The sequence below is a fragment of the Hyphomonadaceae bacterium BL14 genome (genome assembly GCA_027627705.1).
GTDB lineage: Bacteria > Pseudomonadota > Alphaproteobacteria > Caulobacterales > Maricaulaceae > Oceanicaulis.
This window is the reverse complement of record CP091242.1, coordinates 1,053,920-1,074,545: the sequence shown is the minus strand read 5'-3', so window position 1 is coordinate 1,074,545 and position 20,626 is coordinate 1,053,920. Positions and strand designations below refer to the sequence as shown.

Below are 20,626 nucleotides of genomic sequence, written 5' to 3'. Positions count from 1 at the left end.
ATCATGCTTCTTCAGGACAAGGACCGCATCTTCACCAATCTCTATGGCCGCCATGACTGGCGCCTGGAGGCGGCGCGCCAGCGCGGCTGCTGGAATGGCACGGCGGACATTCTTCAAGAAGGCCGCGACTGGATCATCGATCAGGTCAAGAAGTCGGGCCTGCGCGGACGCGGCGGGGCGGGTTTCCCCACAGGTCTGAAATGGTCCTTCATGCCCAAGGAGGTGGGCGCGCGCCCGCACTATCTGGTGGTCAATGCCGACGAGTCCGAGCCGGGCACGTGCAAGGACCGCGAGATGATGCGCAACGACCCCCATCACCTCGTCGAGGGCTGCCTGATCGCGTCCTTCGCGATGCAGGCCCATGCCTGCTACATCTATATCCGCGGCGAATACGTGCTGGAGCGCGAGCGCCTGGAAGCCGCGATCGCGCAGGCCTATGAGGCCAGGCTGATCGGCAAGGACAACATCCACGGCTGGGATTTCGACCTCTACGTCCATCACGGCGCCGGTGCCTATATCTGCGGCGAAGAGACGGCGCTTCTGGAAAGCCTGGAAGGCAAGAAGGGCCAGCCGCGCCTCAAACCCCCGTTTCCGGCCGGCGCGGGCCTCTATGGCTGCCCGACCACGGTCAACAACGTGGAGTCTATCGCCGTGGTCCCGACCATTCTGCGCCGCGGTGCCGACTGGTTCTCCGGCTTCGGGCGCGACGGCAATGCCGGCACAAAGGTCTTCTCCATCTCCGGCCATGTGAATGCGCCGTGCAATATCGAAGAGGCGATGAGCATCCCGCTGCGCACTCTCATCGACCAGTATGCCGGCGGCGTGCGCGGCGGCTGGGACAATCTGAAAGCGGTCATCCCGGGCGGCTCGTCCGTGCCGCTTCTGCCCAAGGACATTTGCGACGACGTGCTGATGGATTTCGATGCCCTGCGCGAACACAAGTCGGGCCTGGGCACGGCGGCGGTCATCGTGATGGACAACTCCACCGACATCGTGAAGGCGATCGCGCGCATCAGCTATTTCTACAAGCATGAAAGCTGCGGCCAGTGCACGCCCTGCCGCGAGGGTACCGGCTGGATGTGGCGCGTGCTTGAACGCATGGCGCGCGGCGAGGCGGAGATGGCCGAGATTGACGGCCTGCTGGACGTGGCCAGCCAGGTAGAAGGCCACACGATCTGTGCGCTGGGCGATGCGGCGGCCTGGCCGGTCCAGGGCCTGATCCGCCACTTCCGCCACGAGATCGAAGAGCGCATCAACAATTACCGCGCCGGCAAGCCGGTATTCATGCCGGTGGCGGCGGAGTAGAGGCCATGACCGACAATCTTCGCACCATCATCATTGACGGCGAGGAGATCGCTGTTCCGCAGGATTACAACCTGCTTCAGGCGGTCGAGGCGGCGGGCGGGGAGATTCCGCGCTTTTGCTATCACGAGCGCCTGTCGGTCGCGGGCAATTGCCGGATGTGCCTGGTGGAGCTGGTGGGTGCGCCCAAGCCGGTGGCGTCGTGCGCGTTTCTGGTGCGCGACATGCGCGGCGGGCCCAACGGCGAGCCGCCAGCCATGCGCACGCTCTCGCCCATGGTGAAGAAGGCGCGCGAAGGGGTGATGGAGTTCCTGCTCATCAACCACCCGCTGGACTGCCCGATCTGCGACCAGGGCGGCGAGTGCGATCTGCAGGACCAGTCCATGGCCTATGGCCGTTCGGGCTCGCGTTATGCGGAAAACAAGCGCGCGGTGGAAGACAAGTATATGGGCCCGCTGATCAAGACGATCATGACCCGCTGCATCCAGTGCACGCGCTGTGTGCGCTTCTCCACCGAGATCGCCGGCGTGCCCGAGCTCGGCGCCACCGGGCGCGGCGAGGACATGGAGATCACCACCTATCTCGAACAGTCCATGACCTCGGAGCTGTCGGGCAATGTCATCGATCTGTGCCCGGTGGGTGCGCTGACCTCCAAGCCGTACGCCTTCAATGCGCGCCCCTGGGAGCTGACCAAGACCGAGACCATCGACGTGATGGACGCGCTGGGTGCCAATATCCGCGTGGACAGCCGCTCGGGCGGGGTGCTGCGCATCCTGCCGCGCATCCATGACGACGTGAACGAGGAGTGGATCGGCGACAAGACCCGTTTTGTGTGGGACGGGCTGGGCCGCCAGCGCCTCGACCGCCCGTATGCGCGCAAGGACGGCCGGCTGGTCCCGATTGCCTGGGATGAGGCGCTGGGCATGGCGGCCGACAAGCTGTCGGGCGACCCGGCGCGCATCGGCGCGATTGCGGGCGACCTCAATGATGTCGAAAGCCTCAAAGCAGCCAAGGATTTGTTCGACGCGCTGGGCGTGGCGTCCATTGATGGCCGCCAGGACGGCGCGAAGCTCGGTGCCCGTGATGGCTCTGCGCCGCGTCAGTCCTACCTGTTCAATTCCACCATTGCCGGCATTGATCAGGCCGACGCCATCCTGATCGTGGGCTCCAACCCGCGCCTCGAGGCGCCGGTGCTCAATGCCCGCATCCGACAGCGCTGGCTGAATGGCGACTGCCAGATCGCCGTGATCGGCGAGGCTGGCGATCTGACCTATCCGTTTGAGCATCTGGGCACCGGGCCCGACGCTCTGGCCGGGCTTGCCAAAAAGCGTTCGGGTTTCATCAAGACCCTCAAGGATGCCAAACGCCCGATGATCATTCTGGGCATGGGCGCGCTGGCGCGCCGCGATGGCGCTCAGGTGCTGCGCGCCGCGGGCGAGCTTGCCAAGGCGGTGGGCGTGGTGAGTGCGGACTGGAACGGTTTCAACGTGCTGCACACGGCGGCGAGCCGTGTTGGCGCGCTCGATCTCGGCTTCCTGCCGGGCGAGGGCGGGCGTGACACGCACGCCATCCTCGACGCCGCCTCAAAAGGCGAGGTGGACACCGTGGTGCTGCTGGGTGCCGACGAGATCGACATGGACCGGCTGGGCCGCGCCTTCGTCATCTATGTCGGCCATCACGGCGATGCCGGTGCCATGCGCGCTGACCTCATCCTGCCGGGTGCGGCCTATACCGAGAAGCCGGGCCTCTATGTGAACACCGAAGGACGTGCCCAGCTGGCGCTGCGCGCGGTCTTCCCCAAGGGCGAGGCCAAAGAGGACTGGGCGATTTTCCGCGCGCTGTCGGCGCGTCTGGGCAAGACGCTGCCCTACGACGATCTCAACGCCCTGCGCGCCGCGCTGATCGAGGAAAACCCGGTGTTCGGCCAGATCGACTACGCCCCGGGCGCTGATGGCGCGGCGCAAATTGATCCGGCCACGCTGGGCGAGGCGGGCGAGGTGTCCGCTGAGGCTTTCGCCAGCCCGATCAAGGACTATTACCTGACCAACGCCATTGCGCGGTCGTCGAAAACCATGGGCGAATGCTCGGCCATGGCCGCCGATGCGCGCGTCCGGCTGCAGGCGGCGGAGTAGGGGCTGATGTACGAGTTCGTCACCAATCACGGCCCGCTCTGGGGCACGGTCATGGCCATCGGCCAGATCATGGGCTTCGTGATCGTGCTGCTCCTGTCGCTGGCCTTCCTGCTGCTGATGGACCGCAAGGTCTGGGCAGCGGTGCAGATGCGCAAGGGCCCCAACACGGTCGGCGCGTTCGGCCTGCTGCAGTCCTTTGCCGACTTCATCAAGTTCGTGCTGAAGGAAATCATTGTGCCGGCGGGCGCGGACCGGGCGCTTTTCCTGCTGGCGCCATTGCTGACCTTCGTGTTCGCCTTCGTGACCTGGGCGGTGATCCCGGTGGCACCCGGCTGGGTCATCTCCGACCTGAATGTCGGCATTCTCTACGTGTTCGCGATCTCGTCGCTGGGTGTTTACGGGATCATCATCGGCGGCTGGGCGTCCAACTCCAAATATCCCTTCCTCGGCTCGCTGCGGTCCGCCGCCCAGATGGTGTCCTACGAGGTCTCCATCGGCTTTGTGCTGGTCACCGTGCTGCTCATGGTCGGCTCGATGAATTTGTCGGCTGTAGTGGACGCCCAGGCGGGCGGCTTCTGGAACTGGCATGTCCTGTCAGCGGGGATGCTGCCCTGGCCGGCCTTCCTGATCACCATCCCGATGTTCGTGATCTTCTTCATCTCGGCGCTGGCCGAGACCAACCGGCCGCCCTTTGACCTGCCCGAAGCGGAATCAGAACTCGTCGCTGGCTATCAGGTGGAGTATTCCTCCACGCCCTATCTGCTGTTCATGATCGGGGAATACCTCAACATCGTGCTGATGTGTGCGCTGATGACGGTGCTGTTCCTGGGCGGCTGGCATGCGCCGTTCGACATCGCGCCCTTCACCTGGATCCATCCGGTGTTCTGGTTTGCGATCAAGGTGGTGTTCTGCTTCTTCATGTTCGCCATGGTGAAAGCTCTCGTCCCGCGTTACCGCTACGACCAGCTGATGCGCCTGGGCTGGAAAATCTTCCTGCCCACCTCGCTGGCGGCCGTGGCCGTGATGGGCGGGATCGTCGTTTACTCGAACGCTGGTTAGGAAACCCATGAGCCGGATTGCACAGACCCTGCGCGGCGCGGCCCTCCTCGACTTCTGGGGCGCGTTCGGCCTCGGCATGAAGTATTTCTTCCGCAAGAAGCCGACCATCAACTATCCCTTCGAGAAGGGGCGTCTGAGCCCGCGTTTTCGTGGCCAGCATGCACTGCGCCGCTATCCCAACGGTGAGGAGCGCTGCATCGCGTGCAAGCTGTGCGAAGCGGTGTGCCCGGCCCAGGCCATCACCATCGAGGCCGAACCGCGCGAAGACGGCTCGCGGCGCACCACGCGCTACGATATCGACATGGTCAAATGCATCTATTGCGGCTTCTGCGCCGAGGCCTGCCCGGTGGATGCCATCGTGGAAGGGCCGAATTTCGAATTCGCCGCCGAGACCCGCGAGGAGCTGTACTACGACAAGGCCAAGCTCCTGGACAATGGCGACCGTTGGGAACGTGAGATCGCACGGAACCTCGAACTCGACGCGCGCTACCGCTAGCGTTATGACGCTGCGCACTCTCACTTCCGGACCGGCGAATCTGCCCGGCTCCGCCTGACGATCCCGACCGTCGAGGCACCCTGCCTCGCCGCACGCCAAAGGGGGCGTTTTCATGCTGGCAGCCGCCGCATTTTACATTCTGGCCGCCACCGGGGTGATCTCGGCCTTCATGGTGGTGACGTCGCGCAACCCTGTGCGCGCGGTGCTGTTCCTGATCGTGACCTTCTTCTCCGCGGCCGGTCTGTTCGTGCTGCTGGGCGCGGAGTTCCTCGCGATGATTCTGGTGATCGTCTATGTCGGTGCGGTCGCGGTGCTGTTCCTGTTCGTGGTGATGATGCTCGACATCGATTTCGCCACGCTGAAAGCCGGGTCCACGGGTTATCTGCCGCTGGGCGGGCTGATCGCCATCGTGCTGGCCGCGCAGCTGGCACTGGTGGGCTTTGCCTGGGTCAGCGCGGATGGTGCCAGCGTCCATTTCCAGGCACCGACCCCGGACGATACGCACAATATCGCAGCGCTCGGGGCGCTGATCTATGACCGCTACGTGCTGTTCTTCCAGCTCGCCGGCCTGGTGCTGCTGGTGGCCATGATGGGTGCCATCGTGCTGACCCTGCGTCACCGCGAGGGCGTCAAGCGCCAGGACATGCACCGCCAGGTCAACCGCACCCGCGCCGAAGCGGTGGAAGTCATTGACGTCAAACGCGGCGAAGGGATCGGCTGATGTTCGACATTACGCTTGGCCATTATCTCGCCCTGTCGGCGATGATCCTCACCATCGGGGTGTTCGGGATTTTCGCGAACCGCAAGAACGTTATCATCCTGTTGATGTCGATCGAGCTCATCTTGCTGTCGGTCAACATCAATCTGGTGGCCTTCTCCGCCTATATGGGCGATCTGGCCGGTCAGGTCTTCGCCATGTTCATCCTCACCGTCGCCGCCGCCGAGGCGGCCGTCGGCCTCGCCATCCTCGTGGTCTTCTTCCGCAATCACGGCGATATCGCGGTTGACGGTGCCAGCATGATGAAGGGCTGACGCGCGCCATGGCTTACATCGTCGTTTTCGCCCCCCTCATCGCCGCCATCATTGCCGGACTGTTCCAGCGTCAGATCGGCGACCGCGCGGCTCAACTCGTGACCACCGGTGCCACCATTGCGGCGGCGCTGGGGTCGGCCTGGCTGTTCGTCGATGTGGCGCTGGGCGGCAATGCGCGCACCTACGAGCTGGCCACCTGGATGGCGGTGGGGTCGTTCGAGATCGCCTGGGCGATCCGCCTCGACACGCTGTCGGCGGTCATGCTGGTGGTGATCACCTCGGTGTCCTCGCTCGTGCATGTCTATTCATGGGGCTATATGTCCCACGACCCGCACCGGGCGCGCTTCTTCGCCTATCTGTCGCTGTTCACCTTTGCCATGCTGGCGCTGGTCACCGCGGACAATTTCATCCAGCTCTTCTTCGGCTGGGAAGGCGTGGGCCTGGCGTCCTATCTGCTGATCGGCTTCTGGTACAAGAAGAAGTCGGCCAATGACGCAGCCATCAAGGCGTTTGTCACCAACCGCGTCGGCGATTTCGGCCTGGTGCTGGGCATCGCGGCGATCTTTGCGGTGTTCGGCACGCTGAAATTCGACGATGTGTTCGCCGCCGTGGGCGATCATGCCGACACGGTGCTGACCGTGTTCGGGATGAATTTCGCCGCGCTGGAGCTGATCGCCTTCCTCTTGTTCGTAGGCGCCATGGGCAAGTCGGCGCAGTTCTTCCTGCACGTCTGGCTGCCCGACGCGATGGAAGGCCCGACCCCGGTATCCGCCCTGATCCACGCCGCGACCATGGTGACAGCGGGCGTATTCCTGGTCTGCCGCTCCTATCCGATCTACGAGCTGGCGGACGCCACTTCGGCCATCATCACGGTCATTGGCGCAGTGACGGCGATCTTCGCCGCGACGGTGGGCCTGGCGCAGAACGACATCAAGCGGGTGATCGCCTACTCGACCTGCTCGCAGCTGGGCTACATGTTCTTCGCCGCAGGGCTTGGCCTCTATTCGGCGGCCATGTTCCACCTGTTCACCCACGCCTTCTTCAAGGCACTTTTGTTCCTGGGTGCCGGCTCGGTGATCCACGGGCTGCATGACGAGCAGGACATGCGCAATATGGGTGGCATCTACAAGCTGCTGCCGGCCACCTGGATCCTGATGATCATCGGCACGCTGGCGCTGACGGGCGTGGGCATCCCCTTCGTCGGGCTCGGTTTTGCGGGCTTCTTCTCCAAGGATATGATCATCGAGGAAGCCTTCATGGCCGGCATGGACGGCGTGCCGTTCGGCCTCTTGGCCTTCTGGATTGCGATCCTGGCGGCAGGCCTGACTTCCTTCTATTCCTGGCGCCTGATTTTCATGACCTTCCACGGCAAGCACCGCGGCGATCCTGAAACTCTCAAGCACGCTCATGAAAGCGGCTGGGTCATGCTGATCCCGCTGATCCTGCTGGCCATTGGCGCTGTGTTCGCGGGCGGCGTGTTCGTGTCCGACTTCGTGAAAAGCGGTGCCATGGAGTTCTGGGCCGGTTCGCTGCCGCCGGGACCCTATGCCGAGGGCAATTACGGTCCGGACGCCACCGGCCATCATCCGCCGGCCTGGGTGCTCGTGGCCCCCGTGGCCGTGACGCTGACCGGCTTCCTGGCAGCGGTGTATTTCTACATGCTGAAGCCCGACCTGCCCGGCAAGATCGCCGCCAATCGCGGCCCGCTGCACAGCTTCCTTCTGAACAAGTGGTATTTCGACGAGATCTACGATGTCGTGTTCGTGCGCACCACGCGCGCGCTCGGCGATCTGTTCTGGAAGGGCGGCGACAAGCGCATCATTGACGGGCTGGGCCCCAATGGCGTGGCGGCCACGGTGATGGCCGGCGCGCGGCGCATCGCCAGCTGGCAGAGCGGTTATCTGTATCACTACGCCTTCGTGATGCTGATCGGCGTCGTGGGGCTGTGCCTCTGGCTCATCGCCGGGGTGGGGGTGTAACGACTATGCTCAGCCAGCTTCCCATCCTGTCTGCCATCACCTTCCTGCCTGCGGTCGGCGCGGTGGCGATCCTGATCCTGCGCGCCCTGATGCGCGCCGAGGACCAGGCGCTGCTGGAGCGCAATGCGCGCGGCGTGGCGTTGTTCGTCACCCTGTTCGTCTTTGCCATGTCCGTGCTTCTGGTCGTGGAGTTCGACACCGCCCAGTCCGGCTTCCAGTTCGTGGAAACCATCCCCTGGCTGACCTCCGTGGGCATCAGCTACAAGATGGGCGTGGACGGATTGTCCGTCCTGTTCGTGCTGCTGACCGCCTTCCTGATGCCGATCTGCATCCTGGCCAGCTGGAAGATCGAGCGGCGCGTGGCCGATTACATGGCCGCCTTCCTGATCCTGCAGACGCTGATCACCGGCGTGTTCTGCGCGCTCGATCTGGTGCTGTTCTACATCTTCTTCGAAGGCTCGCTGATCCCGATGTTCCTGATCATCGGGGTGTGGGGCGGGGCCGAGCGCATCTACGCCGCGTTCAAATTCTTCCTCTACACCTTCTTCGGCTCGGTGCTGATGCTGGGCGCGATGATCATGATGTTCATCGCCGCGGGCACCACCGATATCGAGGTCCTGCTGACCCACCCGTTCGCGCGCGACATCCAGACCTGGCTGTGGCTGGCCTTCTTTGCCAGCTTTGCGGTGAAGATGCCCATGTGGCCGGTGCACACCTGGCTGCCCGACGCCCACGTTCAGGCCCCCACGGCAGGCTCGGTGATCCTGGCGGGTATTTTGCTGAAGCTCGGCGGCTACGGCTTCCTGCGCTTTTCCATCCCCATGTTCCCGGACGCCAGCGCCTTCTTTGCGCCCATGGTGTTCGTGCTGTCGATCATCGCCATCGTCTACACCTCGCTGATCGCGTTTCGTCAGACCGACATCAAGAAACTGATCGCCTACTCGTCCGTGGCCCACATGGGTTTTGTGACGCTGGGCATTTTCTCGATGAATGAGATCGGGGTGCAGGGCGCCATCTTCCAGATGATTTCCCACGGCCTGATCTCCGGCGCGCTCTTCCTGATCGTGGGCGTCATCTATGACCGCTTCCACACCCGCGACATCGCCTTCTATGGCGGGCTGGTGCACAAGATGCCGGTATTCGCTGCCTTCTTTGCCCTGTTTGCCATGGCCAATGTGGGCCTGCCGGGCACGTCGGGTTTCGTGGGCGAGCTGATGACCATGACCGGTGCCTTCATGGTGGCCCCCATCTGGGCGGCGGGCGCGGCACTCGGGGTGATTTTCTCGGCGGTCTACATGCTCACCCTCTACAAGAAGGTGACCTTTGGCGAGATGACCAATCCCAAGCTTGAAGCCGCGCAGGACCTCAATATGCGCGAGTGGATCAATCTGGGCGTCCTGGGCGTCGGGGTGATCTGGCTTGGCTTCTTCACCACACCGGTCACCGATGTCACCCGCGCCTCGGTGAACCAGCTCATCGAGCAATACCAGTCGGCGCTGACCCAGGAGGCGGCGGATCTGGTTCCGTCCGAAGGCTGATCATGACTGTCGAGATGCTGTTGTCCGATCTGCGCCTGCTGACGCCCGAGCTGATGCTCGCGATCGGCGCCATGGCGCTGTTGCTGCTGGGCGTGTTCTGGAAGGGCGAGGAAGCGGCCGCGCGCCTGATCATGCGCCTGTCCATCGTGCTGCTGCTGCTGTGCGCCGGTGCCGCGGTCTGGCTGGCGGGGCAGGAGGGCGGCACCGCCTTCCATGGCGCGTTCAAGCTGGATGCGTTCACGCTTTACGCCAAGACGGTGATTTATCTCGCCTCGGCCGGCGCGCTGGTACTGGCCTCGAAATATCTCGAGACCGAGCGCCTGGCCAAATTCGAATACCCGGTGCTGGCCCTGCTGGCGGTGACCGGCATGTCGGTCATGGTGTCGTCCAACGACCTGATCACGCTCTATCTGGGCATCGAACTGCAATCGCTGGCGCTCTACATCCTGGCTGCTTTCAACCGGGATTCGCTGCGCGCCTCGGAAGCGGGCCTCAAATATTTCATGCTGGGTGCCCTGTCGTCCGGCCTGCTGCTGTACGGTGCCTCGCTGATTTATGGCTTCGCCGGTGCCACCGGATTTGACGCCATCGCCTCGGCGGCGGGCGAGGACGGGGCCAAGATCGGGTTGCTGTTCGGCCTGGTCTTCCTGATCTCCGGCCTGGCGTTCAAAATCTCCGCCGCGCCTTTCCATATGTGGACGCCGGACGTTTACGAAGGGGCCCCGACGCCGGTTGCGGCCTTCTTCGCGACTGCGCCCAAGCTCGCGGCCATGGTCCTGATTGCGCGCGTGCTCTACGAACCCTTCGCCGCCATGACGGATGAGTGGCGCCAGATCATCGTGGTGCTGGCCGTGCTGTCCATGGGCGTGGGCGCGCTCGGCGCGCTGATGCAGTCCAATATCAAGCGCCTGATGGGGTATTCTTCCATCGGCAATATGGGCTACGCGCTGGTGGGCCTGGCTGCCGGGACAGCACTGGGGCTTTGGGCGGTGCTGTTCTACATGACGCTCTATGTCGTCGGTGTGCTGGGCGCGTTTGCGGTCATCCTGTCCATGCGCCGCGCCGAAGGCATGGTCGAGCAGATCGATGACCTCAAGGGCCTGGCCAAAAGCCAGCCATCGCTTGGCTGGTCGATGACGGCCCTGATGTTTTCCATCGGCGGCATGCCCTTCCTTGTTGGCTTTTTCGGCAAGCTCTTCGTCTTCTACGCTGCGGCGTCAGCGGGTCTGTGGTGGCTGATGCTGATCGGCCTGGTCTTCTCTGCCGTGTCGATCGCGTATTATCTGCGCGTGGTGAAGGTGATCTGGTTTGACGAGCCTGTGGGCGTGTTTGAGCCGGCCCCGGCAGGCGTCGCCTTCATCAGCCGGGCCGCGGCTTTGGCCACGGTGGCGCTGGTGCCGGTGGCGGGCATTGTGCTCGCCACAGCGATCAGCGTGTCCTCATAAGCGCGAGCGGCCCGGGTTTGCGCATCGAGGTTTTTGACCAGCTGGACTCCACCAATGAGGAGGCCAGGCGGCGCGCACTTTCAGGAGAGCCGGGCCCGCTCTGGATCATGGCGCGCGTCCAGAGTGCCGGGCGCGGACGGCGCGGACGCAACTGGACCAGCGCATCGGGCAATCTGTTCTGCACCGGGCTATACCATCTGGAGGCCGGGCCCGCCCGCGCCGCGCAGCTCTCCTTCGCCGCCGCGCTGGCAGTGGGCGATCTGGCCGCCGGCGTGATGGATCCGGCTCTCATAAAGCTGAAATGGCCCAATGATCTCCTGATCAGCGGGCGCAAGGCGGCAGGCATTCTGCTGGAAAGCGGCACCCATCCCGATGGCGGGCTGTGGCTGGCGGTAGGGATCGGGGTCAATCTGGCTCACCACCCTGACGACAGCGAACGCCCGGCGACGGACTTCACGGTTCATGGCGCGCATCTGGCGCCGGAAGCGGCGCTGGACTTGCTGGCCGCGCGCTTTGAGCATTGGCGTCAGCGCTGGGCGGCGGACGGATTTGCGCCGCTGCGTGCCGCTTGGCTGTCGCGTGCCCATGGCCTGGGCGAGCGCTGTACGGCGCGCCTTGATGGTGAGACGGTGGAGGGCGTGTTTGCAGACCTCGCCGAGGACGGCGCGCTGCGCCTGGATTTGAAGGATGGGACGAGACGGCTTATCTCGGCGGGAGACGTGTTCTTCCCCGGCGCCGGCGCGCCCTGACGGAGCCATACATGCTGCTGGCCATTGATTGCGGGAACACCAACACCCTGTTCGCGGTTCATGACGGGACTGACTGGCGCGCCCAGTGGCGCACAGCGACCCATTCGGGCCGCACAGCGGATGAATACGCGGTCTGGCTCAACCAGCTCCTGCAGCTGCAGGGGCTGGCGCTGAAGGACCTGAAAGCCTGCGTGATCTCCACCGTGGTGCCGCAATCGCTGTTTAACCTGCGCAATCTGGCCCGGCGTTATATCGGAACCGAGCCGGTGGTGGTGGGCGATCCGGGTATTGATCTGGGCGTGGGCGTGAATCTTCAGCGGCCCCAGGATGCCGGCGCCGACCGTCTGGTCAACGCGCTGGGCTGCCGGGTGAAGTATCCCGGTGCCCTGATCATCGTGGATTCAGGGACTGCCACCACATTTGACGTGGTCTCGGCGCAGGGCAATTTTGAAGGCGGGATCATCTCGCCGGGCATTAATCTGTCCATGCAGGCCCTGCACCAGGCCGCTGCGCGCCTGCCGCGCATCGCCATCGAGCGCCCGCCCCAGGTGCTGGGCAAGGATACCGTGGGCGCCATGCAGTCGGGCGTCTTCTGGGGATATATCGACCTCATCGACGGGCTGGTGCGCCGGCTCAAGGCCGAGATCGGCCAGGAGATGACGGTCATCGCGACCGGCGGCGTTGCCTCATTGTTCGAGGGCGCGGCTGAAACCATTGATCACTTCGACCCGGATGTGACGATCCGAGGATTGCTCGAAGTGTGGCGGCGCAATGCGCCTTGAGAAAGTTACTCAGTGACCAAAAAATCTAAAACCAACACCGGCGACGCCGTGTATTTCGTGCCGCTGGGCGGCTCGGGCGAGATCGGGATGAATCTCAATCTCTACGGCTACGGGCCGGAAGAGGACCGCGAATGGATCATCGTCGATTGCGGCGTGACCTTCGGCGATCTGTCGACGCCGGGCATCGACATCATCATGCCCGATATCCGCTTCATCGAAGAGCGCGCCCATCAATTGAAGGCGATCGTCCTCACCCACGCCCACGAGGACCATATGGGCGCCGTTGCCCATTTGTGGCGCCGCCTGCGCTGCCCGATCTACGCCACGCCCTTCACCGCCTATCTGATGCGCGACCGCCTGGCTGAGCACGGCATTCTGGGCGAGGCCGAGTTGCATGTGGTCGGCATGAGCAGCCGCTTTGAAATCGGCCCCTTCGACCTCCAGCTGGTCACGCTCACCCACTCCATCCCCGAACCCAACGGGCTGATCATCCGCACCCCTGCCGGCCTGATCCTGCATACCGGCGACTGGAAGATCGATCCCGATCCGGTGATCGGTGCCAGCACCGACATTTCCGCGCTGGAGGCCGTCGGGCGCGAAGGCGTGATGGCCATGGTGTGCGACAGCACCAATGTCTTCACCCAGGGCGAATCCGGCTCCGAAGCGGGCGTGCGTGACAATCTGGTCAAGCTGGTGGGCGAGCAGAAAGGCAAGGTCGCCATTGCGGCTTTTGCGTCCAACGTGGCGCGCCTGGACACCGCCATTCACGCGGCCGAGGCCAATGGCCGCCGGGTCTGCCTGGTCGGCCGGTCCATGCACCGCATCACCGGCGCGGCCAAGTCGGTGGGGCTGCTCAGCCAGTATCAGGACTTCATCGACGAGGAGGAGGCGGCCTACTTCCCCGCCGATAAAATCCTCTATCTGTGCACCGGATCCCAGGGCGAGCCGCGCGCCGCGCTGTCACGCATCGCCGAAGGTGCCCACCGCAATGTGACGCTGGGGCAGGGCGACTGCGTGATCTTTTCCTCGCGCATCATTCCGGGCAATGAGCGCGGGATTTTCGAGCTGATGAACCGGCTGGCCGGGCGCGGCGTCAACCTCATCACCGAGCGCGACCGGCATATCCACGTCTCCGGCCACCCGTGCCGCGACGAGCTGGCCCAGATGTACGCCTGGGCTCAGCCCAATGTGGCCATTCCGGTCCATGGCGAGCTGCGCCATTTGAAAGAACATGCTGCCTTCGCCAGGACGCTGGGCGTGCCCCATTCGCTGGAGCCGTTCAATGGCGCAGTGATCCGCATCGACCGCGACGGCGCCCGCATCGTCGACGAGGCGCCGGCGGGGCGGCTCTATGTGGATGGCAATTTCATCATCAATGACGGCCACGAAGCCATGCGCGAGCGCCGCAAGTTGTCCGTCGCCGGCCACATCACCGTGGCCGCCATATTGCGCGACGGCACGCTTCAGAACGGGCTCGACCTGCGCGCCATGGGCGTGCCGGACCAGTCCGGCTATGATCTCGACGCGCTGCTGGACGATCTGGCCGACGCCGCCGAAGCCGCCTTCAAGCGCATGGGCAAGCGCGAGCGCCGCGACGAGGCCGCCGTAGAGGAAGTCCTGCGCCAGGCCGTGCGCCGCGAGGCCGCGCGCATCTGGGGCAAGAAGCCGGCGGTAGACGCCATCGTCATGGCGGGCTGAGGGAGACGGGAATGAAACTCGGACGGCTCAACCATGTGGGCGTCGCCACGCCGGACGTTGAAGCGGCGGCGCGTGTCTATGCCGAGCTTTACGGCGCAACCGACGCCACCGCGCCCAGGGATTTCCCGCAACTGGGCGTGCGCGTCGTCTTCGTCACCCTGCCCAACATGCAGATCGAGCTGATCGAGCCGCTGGGCGAGGGGAGCCCCGTCCATAAATTCCTCGAGAAGAACCCCAAGGGCGGCCAGCATCATATGTGTTTTGAAGTGCCCGACATCCTCGCCGCCCGCGACGCCATGCGCGCGCGCGGCGCAACGGTTCTGGGCACCGGCGAGCCCTATCTCGGCGCCCATGGCGTGCCGGTGATCTTCGTCCATCCCAAGGACACCGGCGGCGTGCTCATCGAGCTGATGCAGGACCCCGCGCAGTACGAAGGCGGCCATTGATGACCCGTCAGCGCCTCAGCCAGGCTCTGGTGATCGCCGCAGCCCTGATGTGGATCGCGCTGGCCTTCATCGCTTCGCCCAATATCGGCATGGTCTCGGGCCTGGTGGTGTTTCTGTGCGCCTGGTGGATGGTGTTCTTCACGGTCCTGCCGCGCCAGATCCGCGGCCAGCACGAGGATGGCGACATTGTCCCCGGTTCAGAACCGGGCGCGCCCACCGATCCGCAAATCCGCGCCAAGCTCTGGCTGACGACCGTCATCACCGCCGCGATATGGCTGGTGATTGTCTGTGTGCTGGTGCTGGAGCTGGTGCAGCTGGAGTGGTTCGCTTACGGCCCCGCCACGCCGCAGCGGTGAGGGGGCGCCGCGGAGCGCGTGGAACCTGTCGGAGTAATCGTATTCTGCCGCGACATTACTCTGGGGGCGGGTCGCTGATCGTTGGCGGTTCAGCCGCGCTTGATTGCCTCAGCCCAGCCTGACAGGTCCGAGATCAGCGCCGTGGCGAGCTCCAACGCCTGAAACGCGCTTTCTCCATAGACCCGGCTGTCGATAATGAAATCAGCCCTCTCTATGGCGTACAGTTTCACACCGCAGCTGAAGGGCGCGATGTCAGACGCTTCTATGGGGCCGACACTGAACTGGAAGATCTCTGTCCCGCACGGGCTCAGGAATTCGCCTGACAACAAGGCTTTCACTCCCCTTTTGGCCCGGCGCCCGCCCGATTGCCGGACATTTTGGCGGACATGCGGCGCACGGCGCAGGCGTGTCCGGGGATAGCCGGACCGACTCTCCTTGCGGCCCAATCCATACTGCCTGACACGTGCGGTCACGCAACCGGACCAGTCTGGCGCACACCGCACGCTTGACGGCGCGGCGCGGCGGGCCGAAACAGGGATGGACGCGTTACATCCCCTGATCAGGAAGCCTTGCCGCCATGCCGCTCGACGCTGACGACCATCGCTATGTTCTGCCCGGTGCCACGGGCGAGTGGGAGATTGTCGTGGGCCTTGAGGTCCACGCCCAGGTCAAGAGCCGCTCCAAGCTGTTCTCCGGCGCCTCCACCGAGTTCGGATCAGAGCCCAACACTCAGGTCAGCCTCGTGGATGCGGGCATGCCGGGCATGCTGCCGGTGCTCAATAAATTCTGCGTCGAGCAGGCCGTGCGCACAGGCCTCGGCCTGAACGCGCAGATCAACGCGTTTTCGCGCTTTGACCGGAAGAATTACTTCTATCCCGACCTGCCCCAAGGCTATCAGATCAGCCAGTTCGCCCACCCCATCGTGGGCGAGGGCGAGATCGAGTGCGAGCGTGATGACGGCTCGCGCTTCACAGTCGGGATCGAGCGCCTGCACCTGGAGCAGGATGCGGGCAAGTCGATCCATGATCTCGACCCCACCGCCACCTATGTGGACCTCAACCGCTCCGGCGTGGCGCTGATGGAGATCGTCTCGCGCCCCCATGTGCGCAGCCCCGGCGATGCAGCGGCCTATGTGCGCACACTGCGCACGATCCTGCGCTATCTCGACACCTGCGGCGGCGACATGGAAAAGGGCCAGATGCGCGCCGACGTGAACGTGTCGGTGTGCAAGCCCGGCCAGTATGAGAAATTCGCCGCCAGCGGCGATTTCAAGCATCTGGGCACGCGCTGCGAGATCAAGAACGTCAACTCGCTGCGCTTCATCATGCAGGCCATCGAGTATGAAGCGCGCCGCCAGATCGACATTCTGGAAGAGGGCGGCAAGATCATCCAGCAGACCCGCCTGTTCGACGCCAATACCGGCGTGACCCGGTCCATGCGGTCGAAGGAAGAGGCGCATGACTACCGCTATTTCCCTGATCCCGACCTGACCCCGCTGGTGCTGGACGCGGCGTGGATTGCGGACATCAAGGCCAATCTGCCCGAATTGCCCGCCGACAAGCGCAAGCGCTTTGTCGAGGTGCTGGGCCTGTCCGAGTACGACGCCTCGGTGCTGGCCGCCGACAAGGACCGGGCCGATTATTTCGAGGCCGTGATCGAGGGCGCGGACGCCAAGCTGTCGGCCAACTGGGTCAATAACGAACTGTTCGGCCGCCTGAATAAGGAAGGCCTCTCCATCACCGAAAGCCCGGTGAGCCCGGCCCAGCTGGCGGGGCTGGTGAGCCTCATCACCTCCAACGTCATCTCCGGCAAGATCGCCAAGGACGTGTTCGAGATCGTCTGGGAAGAGGGCGGTGATCCCGAGACCATCGTGGAAGCGCGTGGCCTGAAACAGGTCACCGACACCGGCGCGATTGAAAAGGTGGTGGACGCGCTGATCGCGGCGAACCCCGAGCAGGCCGAGAAAGTGAAAACCAAGCCCCAGACGCTGGGCTGGTTTGTCGGTCAGGTGATGAAAGCCACAGGCGGCAAAGCCAATCCGCAGGCCGTGAACGAGATCCTGAACCGCAAGCTGCTGGGGTGATCGTGTCCGCCTTGTGGCGCGCGCGCGGCGTGCCCAATTGCCGTTCACTCTGCTCGCAAGGACAGTGCAGTCCTGCTACAGGCTGAACCGTGATGCGTGACCCCTATGCGATTCTTGGCGTGCCCAAATCGGCTTCGGCCGACGAGATCCGGCGCGCCTACCGCAAGCTGGCCAAAGAACTGCACCCGGATGCGCGTCCCGATGACGCCAAGTCGGAGGAGCGGTTCAAGGAGGTCACGCGCGCCTTCAAGCTTCTGTCCAACGCCGAGACCCGCGCCAAGTTCGACCGCGGCGAGATCGATGCCGAGGGCCGCGAGCGCGCCCCCTTTCATTACCGCTCCAACCCCGATGCGCCCCCGGGCCAGCGGGGTCCGACGGGCCGGTTTGAAGACATATCCGACCTGTTCTCCGACCTGTTCGCCGAGCGCGCGCGCACGGCGGGTGCCAGCGCAGGCCCCGGCGGCGCAAGGCGCAACGCACCGGGTCCTGACATGCGCGGCGAGATCAATGTCAGCTTTGAAGAATCGGTGCTGGGTGCCAAGAAGCGCGTCAGCTTCCAGGGCGGGCGGGCCAACGAGATCAGCGTGCCCGCAGGCGTGGAGGACGGCCAGGTGCTGCGCCTGCGCGGGCAGGGCGCTCCATCGCTCTCTGGCGGGCCGGCCGGCGACGCGCTGATCACGGTGCGCATCCGGTCCCACGCCCAGTTCCAGCGTGACGGGGCTGACATCCGGCTGGATCTGCCGATCAGCCTGAAAGAGGCGGTACTGGGCGGTGTGGTGCGTGCGCCCACCGTGGACGGCGTGGTGGAAGTGCGTGTGCCGGCCGGCTCGACCTCCGGGGCGCTCCTGCGCCTGCGCGGCAAGGGCGCGCCGGCGGGAGATGGCAAGCGCGGTGACCAGATCATCCGCCTGATCATTGACGTGCCGGCCGGCGATCCGGAGCTGGAGGCCTTTCTAGAGACCTGGACCCCGCCTGCAGGCTACGATCCAAGGCGGCGGCGCGGCGGGTGAGACACGCTGTGCACAGGCTCCTGCGCATGACCGTGCAGATGAATGGCCTTCTTCATGCATGTTCACAGCGCGTTCAGCCCCATCTTGGCAAAACAGGTCTCATGAAAACACTTCTCGCCTCTTTCCTCGCTCTGGCCGCGATCGCGGCGACCGGCTCTTTGCCGGCTGCCGGCGCGCATGCAGCCGAACTGCCGGGCGTTCATGAGGCGTCCGCGCAGGCAGACATTGTGCCGATGCGTGTGGCGATCGATGCGGCGCTGCGCGCCTATCCCGGCTCGCAATACGTCACCGGCCGCTTCGAAAGCGGGGCGCAGCCGCTTTACATCATCCGTATTGTGACCCGCGAGGGTCAGCGCCGCGACGTGCGCGTGGACGCGCGCACCGGCCGTGTCATCGGTTAACAGGGAAGGAGCTTCGCCCATGCGCGCGCTCATCGTGGAAGACGACGCCGATCTGAACCGCCAGCTGTCCGATACGCTGCACCATGCCGGCTATGCGGTGGATTCCGCCGCCGACGGCGAAGATGGCTGGCATCTGGGCGAGACCGAGCCGTATGACGCCATCGTGCTCGATCTCGGCTTGCCCAAGCTGGACGGCGTTTCGGTGCTGGAGCGCTGGCGCAAGGCGGGCGTGACCACGCCTGTGCTGATCCTGACCGCGCGTGACCGGTGGAGCGAGAAGGTCGCCGGGTTTGACGCGGGTGCCGATGACTACCTTACCAAGCCCTTCCACCCGGAAGAATTGCTGGCGCGCCTGCGCGCCCTGACCCGGCGCGCCGCCGGACACGCCAGCGCCATGATGGAAAGCGGTACGCTGACGCTGGATACACGCGGCGCGCGCGTCTTTCTGGGCGATCAGCTGGTTAAGCTGACCAGCCATGAGTTCCGCCTCCTGAGCTATCTCATGCACCACAAGGAGCGGGTGATTTCGCGCACCGAGCTGGTCGAACACATCTACGATCAGGATTTCGACCGCGACTCCAATACGATCGAGGTGTTTGTCGGGCGCCTGCGCAAGAAAATCGGCAATGACCGGATCGAAACCGTGCGCGGACTGGGCTATCGTCTGGTCGACCCAGACACCGGACGCATGGACGCAAGGACCGGGTGAGCACACGCGACGACCAGACCGGGCGACCGGACCTTATAGAACAGGGTTCCATGGTGCGGCGCCTGGTGCTGGCCGCCTTGGGCTGGGCGGTGATTCTGCTGGTGTTCGGTGCGGGTGCGCTGACCTTGCTGTTTCAATCGACCGTCTTGCGCGATCTCGACGACCGGCTCGCCGGGGTGGTGGATTCCATGGTGGCCCATGTCGAGCCTGTCGCCGGCGGCGGGCTGGAGCTGGATCTGCGGCCGATTGATCCGGGCTATTTCCAGGCTTTGTCCGGGCGTTACTGGCAGGTCTTCGCAGCCGGAGCCGATGCGGCCCCGTCCATCCTGCGCTCGGACTCGCTGGCCAATGAGCGTCTTGATACCGCCGGACCGCTGGTGCGCGCGGCGCTGGGCCAGCCGGGCATCACGATCATCGGCGAAACACCCGGACCCAATCTTGAGCCCCTGCGCATGCATGTGCGCGCTGTCCTGATTGAAGGACGCGGACCCGTGGTGTTCGCCGCCGCCGAGGACCGGCGCCCGTCGGACCGGCGGGTGCGCGATTTTGCCATGGCGGCGGCCGGTCTGCTGGCCGCATTTGCCGCAGCGCTGGCGGCGGGCGTGGTGGTGCTGGTGCGCTGGGCGCTCGGGCCAATTCTGCGCATGGGGGCTGCTGTCGCGGCCGTGCGCGACGGTCAGACCGAATGGGTGAGTGGCCATTTTCCACGCGAGATCAAACCGCTGGCCGAAGAGCTTAACGGGCTTCTTGATCATTCACGTGAAGTGGTCGAGCGCGCCCGCACCCATGTGGGTAATCTCGCCCACGCCCTGAAGACGCCGCTGACGGTGCTGGGCAATGAGGCGCGCGGCCAGTCCGGGCCGCTGGCCGAGCTGGTGACACGTCAGACCCAGTCCATGACTGATCAGGTCGAGCATCATCTGCGCCGCGCGCGCGCCGCCGCGAACGCCCGCGCCATCGGCGCGCGCACGCCCGCCGACGCCGTGATCAATGATCTGGGCCGCACGCTGCGGCGCATCTATGAGCGCCGGGGCGTGCGGATCGACTGGGATACCGCGCCTGGCGCGGTGTTCCGTGGCGAGCGCCAGGACCTTGAGGACCTGGCCGGCAATCTGATGGACAATGCCTGCAAATGGGCCGCCGGCCAGGTGCATGTCACGCTCCTGCCTGCCCTGGCAGGGCGCCTCGAGATCATCGTCGATGATGACGGGCCGGGCCTGACGCAGGACCAGCGCCACCAGGCGCTGGCCCGCGGCGTGCGCCTGGACGAACAGTCACCCGGCACCGGGCTGGGTCTGGCCATCGTGACGGATCTGGCCAGCGCGTATGGCGGGACGCTATCACTGGACCGCTCGCCCCTGGGGGGGCTGCGCGCCTGCCTCGATCTGCCAGGCGGTGCCGGGGGCTAG

The 20,626-nt window shown here is 64.9% G+C and carries 20 protein-coding genes; 19 read left to right on the top strand and 1 reads right to left on the bottom strand.

Translation table 11 applies throughout. The annotated features are described in order from the left end of the window. Positions 1 to 3 precede the first annotated feature (3 nt). The 14 genes from nuoF to L2D00_05030 all read left to right on the top strand — a co-directional run bounded on the left by nuoF (position 4) and on the right by L2D00_05030 (position 15,014). The gene (gene nuoF, locus L2D00_05095) at positions 4 to 1,305 is read left to right on the top strand and encodes an NADH-quinone oxidoreductase subunit NuoF (protein ID WBQ14065.1); all 1,302 of its coding nucleotides are present in this window, start codon (positions 4 to 6) and stop codon (positions 1,303 to 1,305) included. Positions 1,306 to 1,310: 5 nt separating this feature from the next. Beyond that, positions 1,311 to 3,434, top strand: a complete 2,124-nt coding sequence (gene nuoG / locus L2D00_05090; GenBank protein ID WBQ14064.1) for an NADH-quinone oxidoreductase subunit NuoG — start codon at positions 1,311 to 1,313, stop codon at positions 3,432 to 3,434. A gap of 6 nt (positions 3,435 to 3,440) precedes the next feature. Beyond that, on the top strand, positions 3,441 to 4,493 hold the full coding sequence (gene nuoH, locus L2D00_05085) for an NADH-quinone oxidoreductase subunit NuoH (GenBank protein WBQ14063.1): 1,053 nt from the start codon (positions 3,441 to 3,443) through the stop codon (positions 4,491 to 4,493). A gap of 7 nt (positions 4,494 to 4,500) precedes the next feature. After that, entirely contained in the window at positions 4,501 to 4,989 is a 489-nt protein-coding gene (gene nuoI / locus L2D00_05080; GenBank protein ID WBQ14062.1) for an NADH-quinone oxidoreductase subunit NuoI, read from the top strand. Between the two features lie 112 nt (positions 4,990 to 5,101). After that, the gene (locus L2D00_05075; GenBank protein WBQ14061.1) at positions 5,102 to 5,710 is read left to right on the top strand and encodes an NADH-quinone oxidoreductase subunit J; all 609 of its coding nucleotides are present in this window, start codon (positions 5,102 to 5,104) and stop codon (positions 5,708 to 5,710) included. Continuing rightward, positions 5,710 to 6,021: an NADH-quinone oxidoreductase subunit NuoK gene (gene nuoK, locus L2D00_05070; protein WBQ14060.1), complete on the top strand. Its 312-nt coding sequence runs from the start codon at positions 5,710 to 5,712 to the stop codon at positions 6,019 to 6,021. The genes L2D00_05075 and nuoK overlap by 1 nt, the downstream gene beginning before the upstream one ends. An 8-nt stretch (positions 6,022 to 6,029) precedes the next feature. Further along, positions 6,030 to 8,000 (top strand): NADH-quinone oxidoreductase subunit L, encoded by a 1,971-nt coding sequence (gene nuoL, locus L2D00_05065; GenBank protein ID WBQ14059.1) that lies wholly within the window; start codon positions 6,030 to 6,032, stop codon positions 7,998 to 8,000. A 5-nt stretch (positions 8,001 to 8,005) separates the two neighbouring features. Further along, positions 8,006 to 9,538 carry an NADH-quinone oxidoreductase subunit M gene (locus tag L2D00_05060; protein WBQ14058.1) on the top strand — a complete coding sequence of 511 codons (1,533 nt, stop codon included), beginning with the start codon at positions 8,006 to 8,008 and terminating at the stop codon, positions 9,536 to 9,538. Positions 9,539 to 9,540: 2 nt separating this feature from the next. Next, complete coding sequence (gene nuoN / locus L2D00_05055) at positions 9,541 to 10,983, top strand: NADH-quinone oxidoreductase subunit NuoN (protein ID WBQ14057.1); 1,443 nt, start codon at positions 9,541 to 9,543, stop codon at positions 10,981 to 10,983. A 17-nt stretch (positions 10,984 to 11,000) separates the two neighbouring features. Beyond that, positions 11,001 to 11,732 (top strand): biotin--[acetyl-CoA-carboxylase] ligase, encoded by a 732-nt coding sequence (locus L2D00_05050; GenBank protein ID WBQ14056.1) that lies wholly within the window; start codon positions 11,001 to 11,003, stop codon positions 11,730 to 11,732. Positions 11,733 to 11,743: 11 nt separating this feature from the next. Further along, complete coding sequence (locus tag L2D00_05045) at positions 11,744 to 12,514, top strand: type III pantothenate kinase (GenBank protein WBQ14055.1); 771 nt, start codon at positions 11,744 to 11,746, stop codon at positions 12,512 to 12,514. A gap of 12 nt (positions 12,515 to 12,526) precedes the next feature. Continuing rightward, a complete protein-coding gene (locus tag L2D00_05040; GenBank protein ID WBQ14054.1) occupies positions 12,527 to 14,212 on the top strand; it encodes a ribonuclease J in 1,686 nt (561 codons plus the stop codon). 11 nt (positions 14,213 to 14,223) lie between these two features. Next, positions 14,224 to 14,658: a methylmalonyl-CoA epimerase gene (gene mce, locus L2D00_05035; protein WBQ14053.1), complete on the top strand. Its 435-nt coding sequence runs from the start codon at positions 14,224 to 14,226 to the stop codon at positions 14,656 to 14,658. Continuing rightward, the gene (locus tag L2D00_05030; protein ID WBQ14052.1) at positions 14,658 to 15,014 is read left to right on the top strand and encodes a DUF1467 family protein; all 357 of its coding nucleotides are present in this window, start codon (positions 14,658 to 14,660) and stop codon (positions 15,012 to 15,014) included. Before mce ends, L2D00_05030 begins: the two co-directional genes overlap by 1 nt. An 89-nt stretch (positions 15,015 to 15,103) precedes the next feature. Here L2D00_05030 and L2D00_05025 read toward each other — a convergent pair whose 3' ends face one another. Then, positions 15,104 to 15,340 (bottom strand): hypothetical protein, encoded by a 237-nt coding sequence (locus tag L2D00_05025; protein WBQ14051.1) that lies wholly within the window; start codon positions 15,338 to 15,340, stop codon positions 15,104 to 15,106. A gap of 251 nt (positions 15,341 to 15,591) precedes the next feature. On the opposite strand from L2D00_05025, the gene gatB reads away from it, so the two are divergent. The 5 genes from gatB (at position 15,592) to L2D00_05000 (ending at position 20,626) form a co-directional block, all read left to right on the top strand. Continuing rightward, the gene (gene gatB, locus L2D00_05020; protein ID WBQ14050.1) at positions 15,592 to 17,097 is read left to right on the top strand and encodes an Asp-tRNA(Asn)/Glu-tRNA(Gln) amidotransferase subunit GatB; all 1,506 of its coding nucleotides are present in this window, start codon (positions 15,592 to 15,594) and stop codon (positions 17,095 to 17,097) included. A 92-nt stretch (positions 17,098 to 17,189) separates the two neighbouring features. Beyond that, on the top strand, positions 17,190 to 18,107 hold the full coding sequence (locus L2D00_05015; protein ID WBQ14049.1) for a J domain-containing protein: 918 nt from the start codon (positions 17,190 to 17,192) through the stop codon (positions 18,105 to 18,107). A 101-nt stretch (positions 18,108 to 18,208) separates the two neighbouring features. Beyond that, the gene (locus L2D00_05010) at positions 18,209 to 18,508 is read left to right on the top strand and encodes a PepSY domain-containing protein (GenBank protein WBQ14048.1); all 300 of its coding nucleotides are present in this window, start codon (positions 18,209 to 18,211) and stop codon (positions 18,506 to 18,508) included. A 19-nt stretch (positions 18,509 to 18,527) separates the two neighbouring features. Continuing rightward, positions 18,528 to 19,217 carry a response regulator transcription factor gene (locus L2D00_05005; protein WBQ14047.1) on the top strand — a complete coding sequence of 230 codons (690 nt, stop codon included), beginning with the start codon at positions 18,528 to 18,530 and terminating at the stop codon, positions 19,215 to 19,217. Positions 19,218 to 19,267: 50 nt separating this feature from the next. Next, the gene (locus tag L2D00_05000) at positions 19,268 to 20,626 is read left to right on the top strand and encodes a sensor histidine kinase (protein ID WBQ14046.1); all 1,359 of its coding nucleotides are present in this window, start codon (positions 19,268 to 19,270) and stop codon (positions 20,624 to 20,626) included.

Excerpts from the sequence above, each read along its gene's own strand:
- nuoF (WBQ14065.1), top strand. The coding sequence starts at position 4 with ATGCTTCTTCAGGACAAGGACCGCATCTTCACCAATCTCTATGGCCGC.
- nuoG (WBQ14064.1), top strand. The coding sequence starts at position 1,311 with ATGACCGACAATCTTCGCACCATCATCATTGACGGCGAGGAGATCGCT.
- nuoH (WBQ14063.1), top strand. The coding sequence starts at position 3,441 with ATGTACGAGTTCGTCACCAATCACGGCCCGCTCTGGGGCACGGTCATG.
- nuoI (WBQ14062.1), top strand. The coding sequence starts at position 4,501 with ATGAGCCGGATTGCACAGACCCTGCGCGGCGCGGCCCTCCTCGACTTC.
- L2D00_05075 (WBQ14061.1), top strand. The coding sequence starts at position 5,102 with ATGCTGGCAGCCGCCGCATTTTACATTCTGGCCGCCACCGGGGTGATC.
- nuoK (WBQ14060.1), top strand. The coding sequence starts at position 5,710 with ATGTTCGACATTACGCTTGGCCATTATCTCGCCCTGTCGGCGATGATC.
- nuoL (WBQ14059.1), top strand. The coding sequence starts at position 6,030 with ATGGCTTACATCGTCGTTTTCGCCCCCCTCATCGCCGCCATCATTGCC.
- L2D00_05060 (WBQ14058.1), top strand. The coding sequence starts at position 8,006 with ATGCTCAGCCAGCTTCCCATCCTGTCTGCCATCACCTTCCTGCCTGCG.
- nuoN (WBQ14057.1), top strand. The coding sequence starts at position 9,541 with ATGACTGTCGAGATGCTGTTGTCCGATCTGCGCCTGCTGACGCCCGAG.
- L2D00_05045 (WBQ14055.1), top strand. The coding sequence starts at position 11,744 with ATGCTGCTGGCCATTGATTGCGGGAACACCAACACCCTGTTCGCGGTT.
- mce (WBQ14053.1), top strand. The coding sequence starts at position 14,224 with ATGAAACTCGGACGGCTCAACCATGTGGGCGTCGCCACGCCGGACGTT.
- L2D00_05030 (WBQ14052.1), top strand. The coding sequence starts at position 14,658 with ATGACCCGTCAGCGCCTCAGCCAGGCTCTGGTGATCGCCGCAGCCCTG.
- gatB (WBQ14050.1), top strand. The coding sequence starts at position 15,592 with ATGCCGCTCGACGCTGACGACCATCGCTATGTTCTGCCCGGTGCCACG.
- L2D00_05015 (WBQ14049.1), top strand. The coding sequence starts at position 17,190 with ATGCGTGACCCCTATGCGATTCTTGGCGTGCCCAAATCGGCTTCGGCC.
- L2D00_05010 (WBQ14048.1), top strand. The coding sequence starts at position 18,209 with ATGAAAACACTTCTCGCCTCTTTCCTCGCTCTGGCCGCGATCGCGGCG.
- L2D00_05005 (WBQ14047.1), top strand. The coding sequence starts at position 18,528 with ATGCGCGCGCTCATCGTGGAAGACGACGCCGATCTGAACCGCCAGCTG.
- L2D00_05000 (WBQ14046.1), top strand. The coding sequence starts at position 19,268 with ATGGTGCGGCGCCTGGTGCTGGCCGCCTTGGGCTGGGCGGTGATTCTG.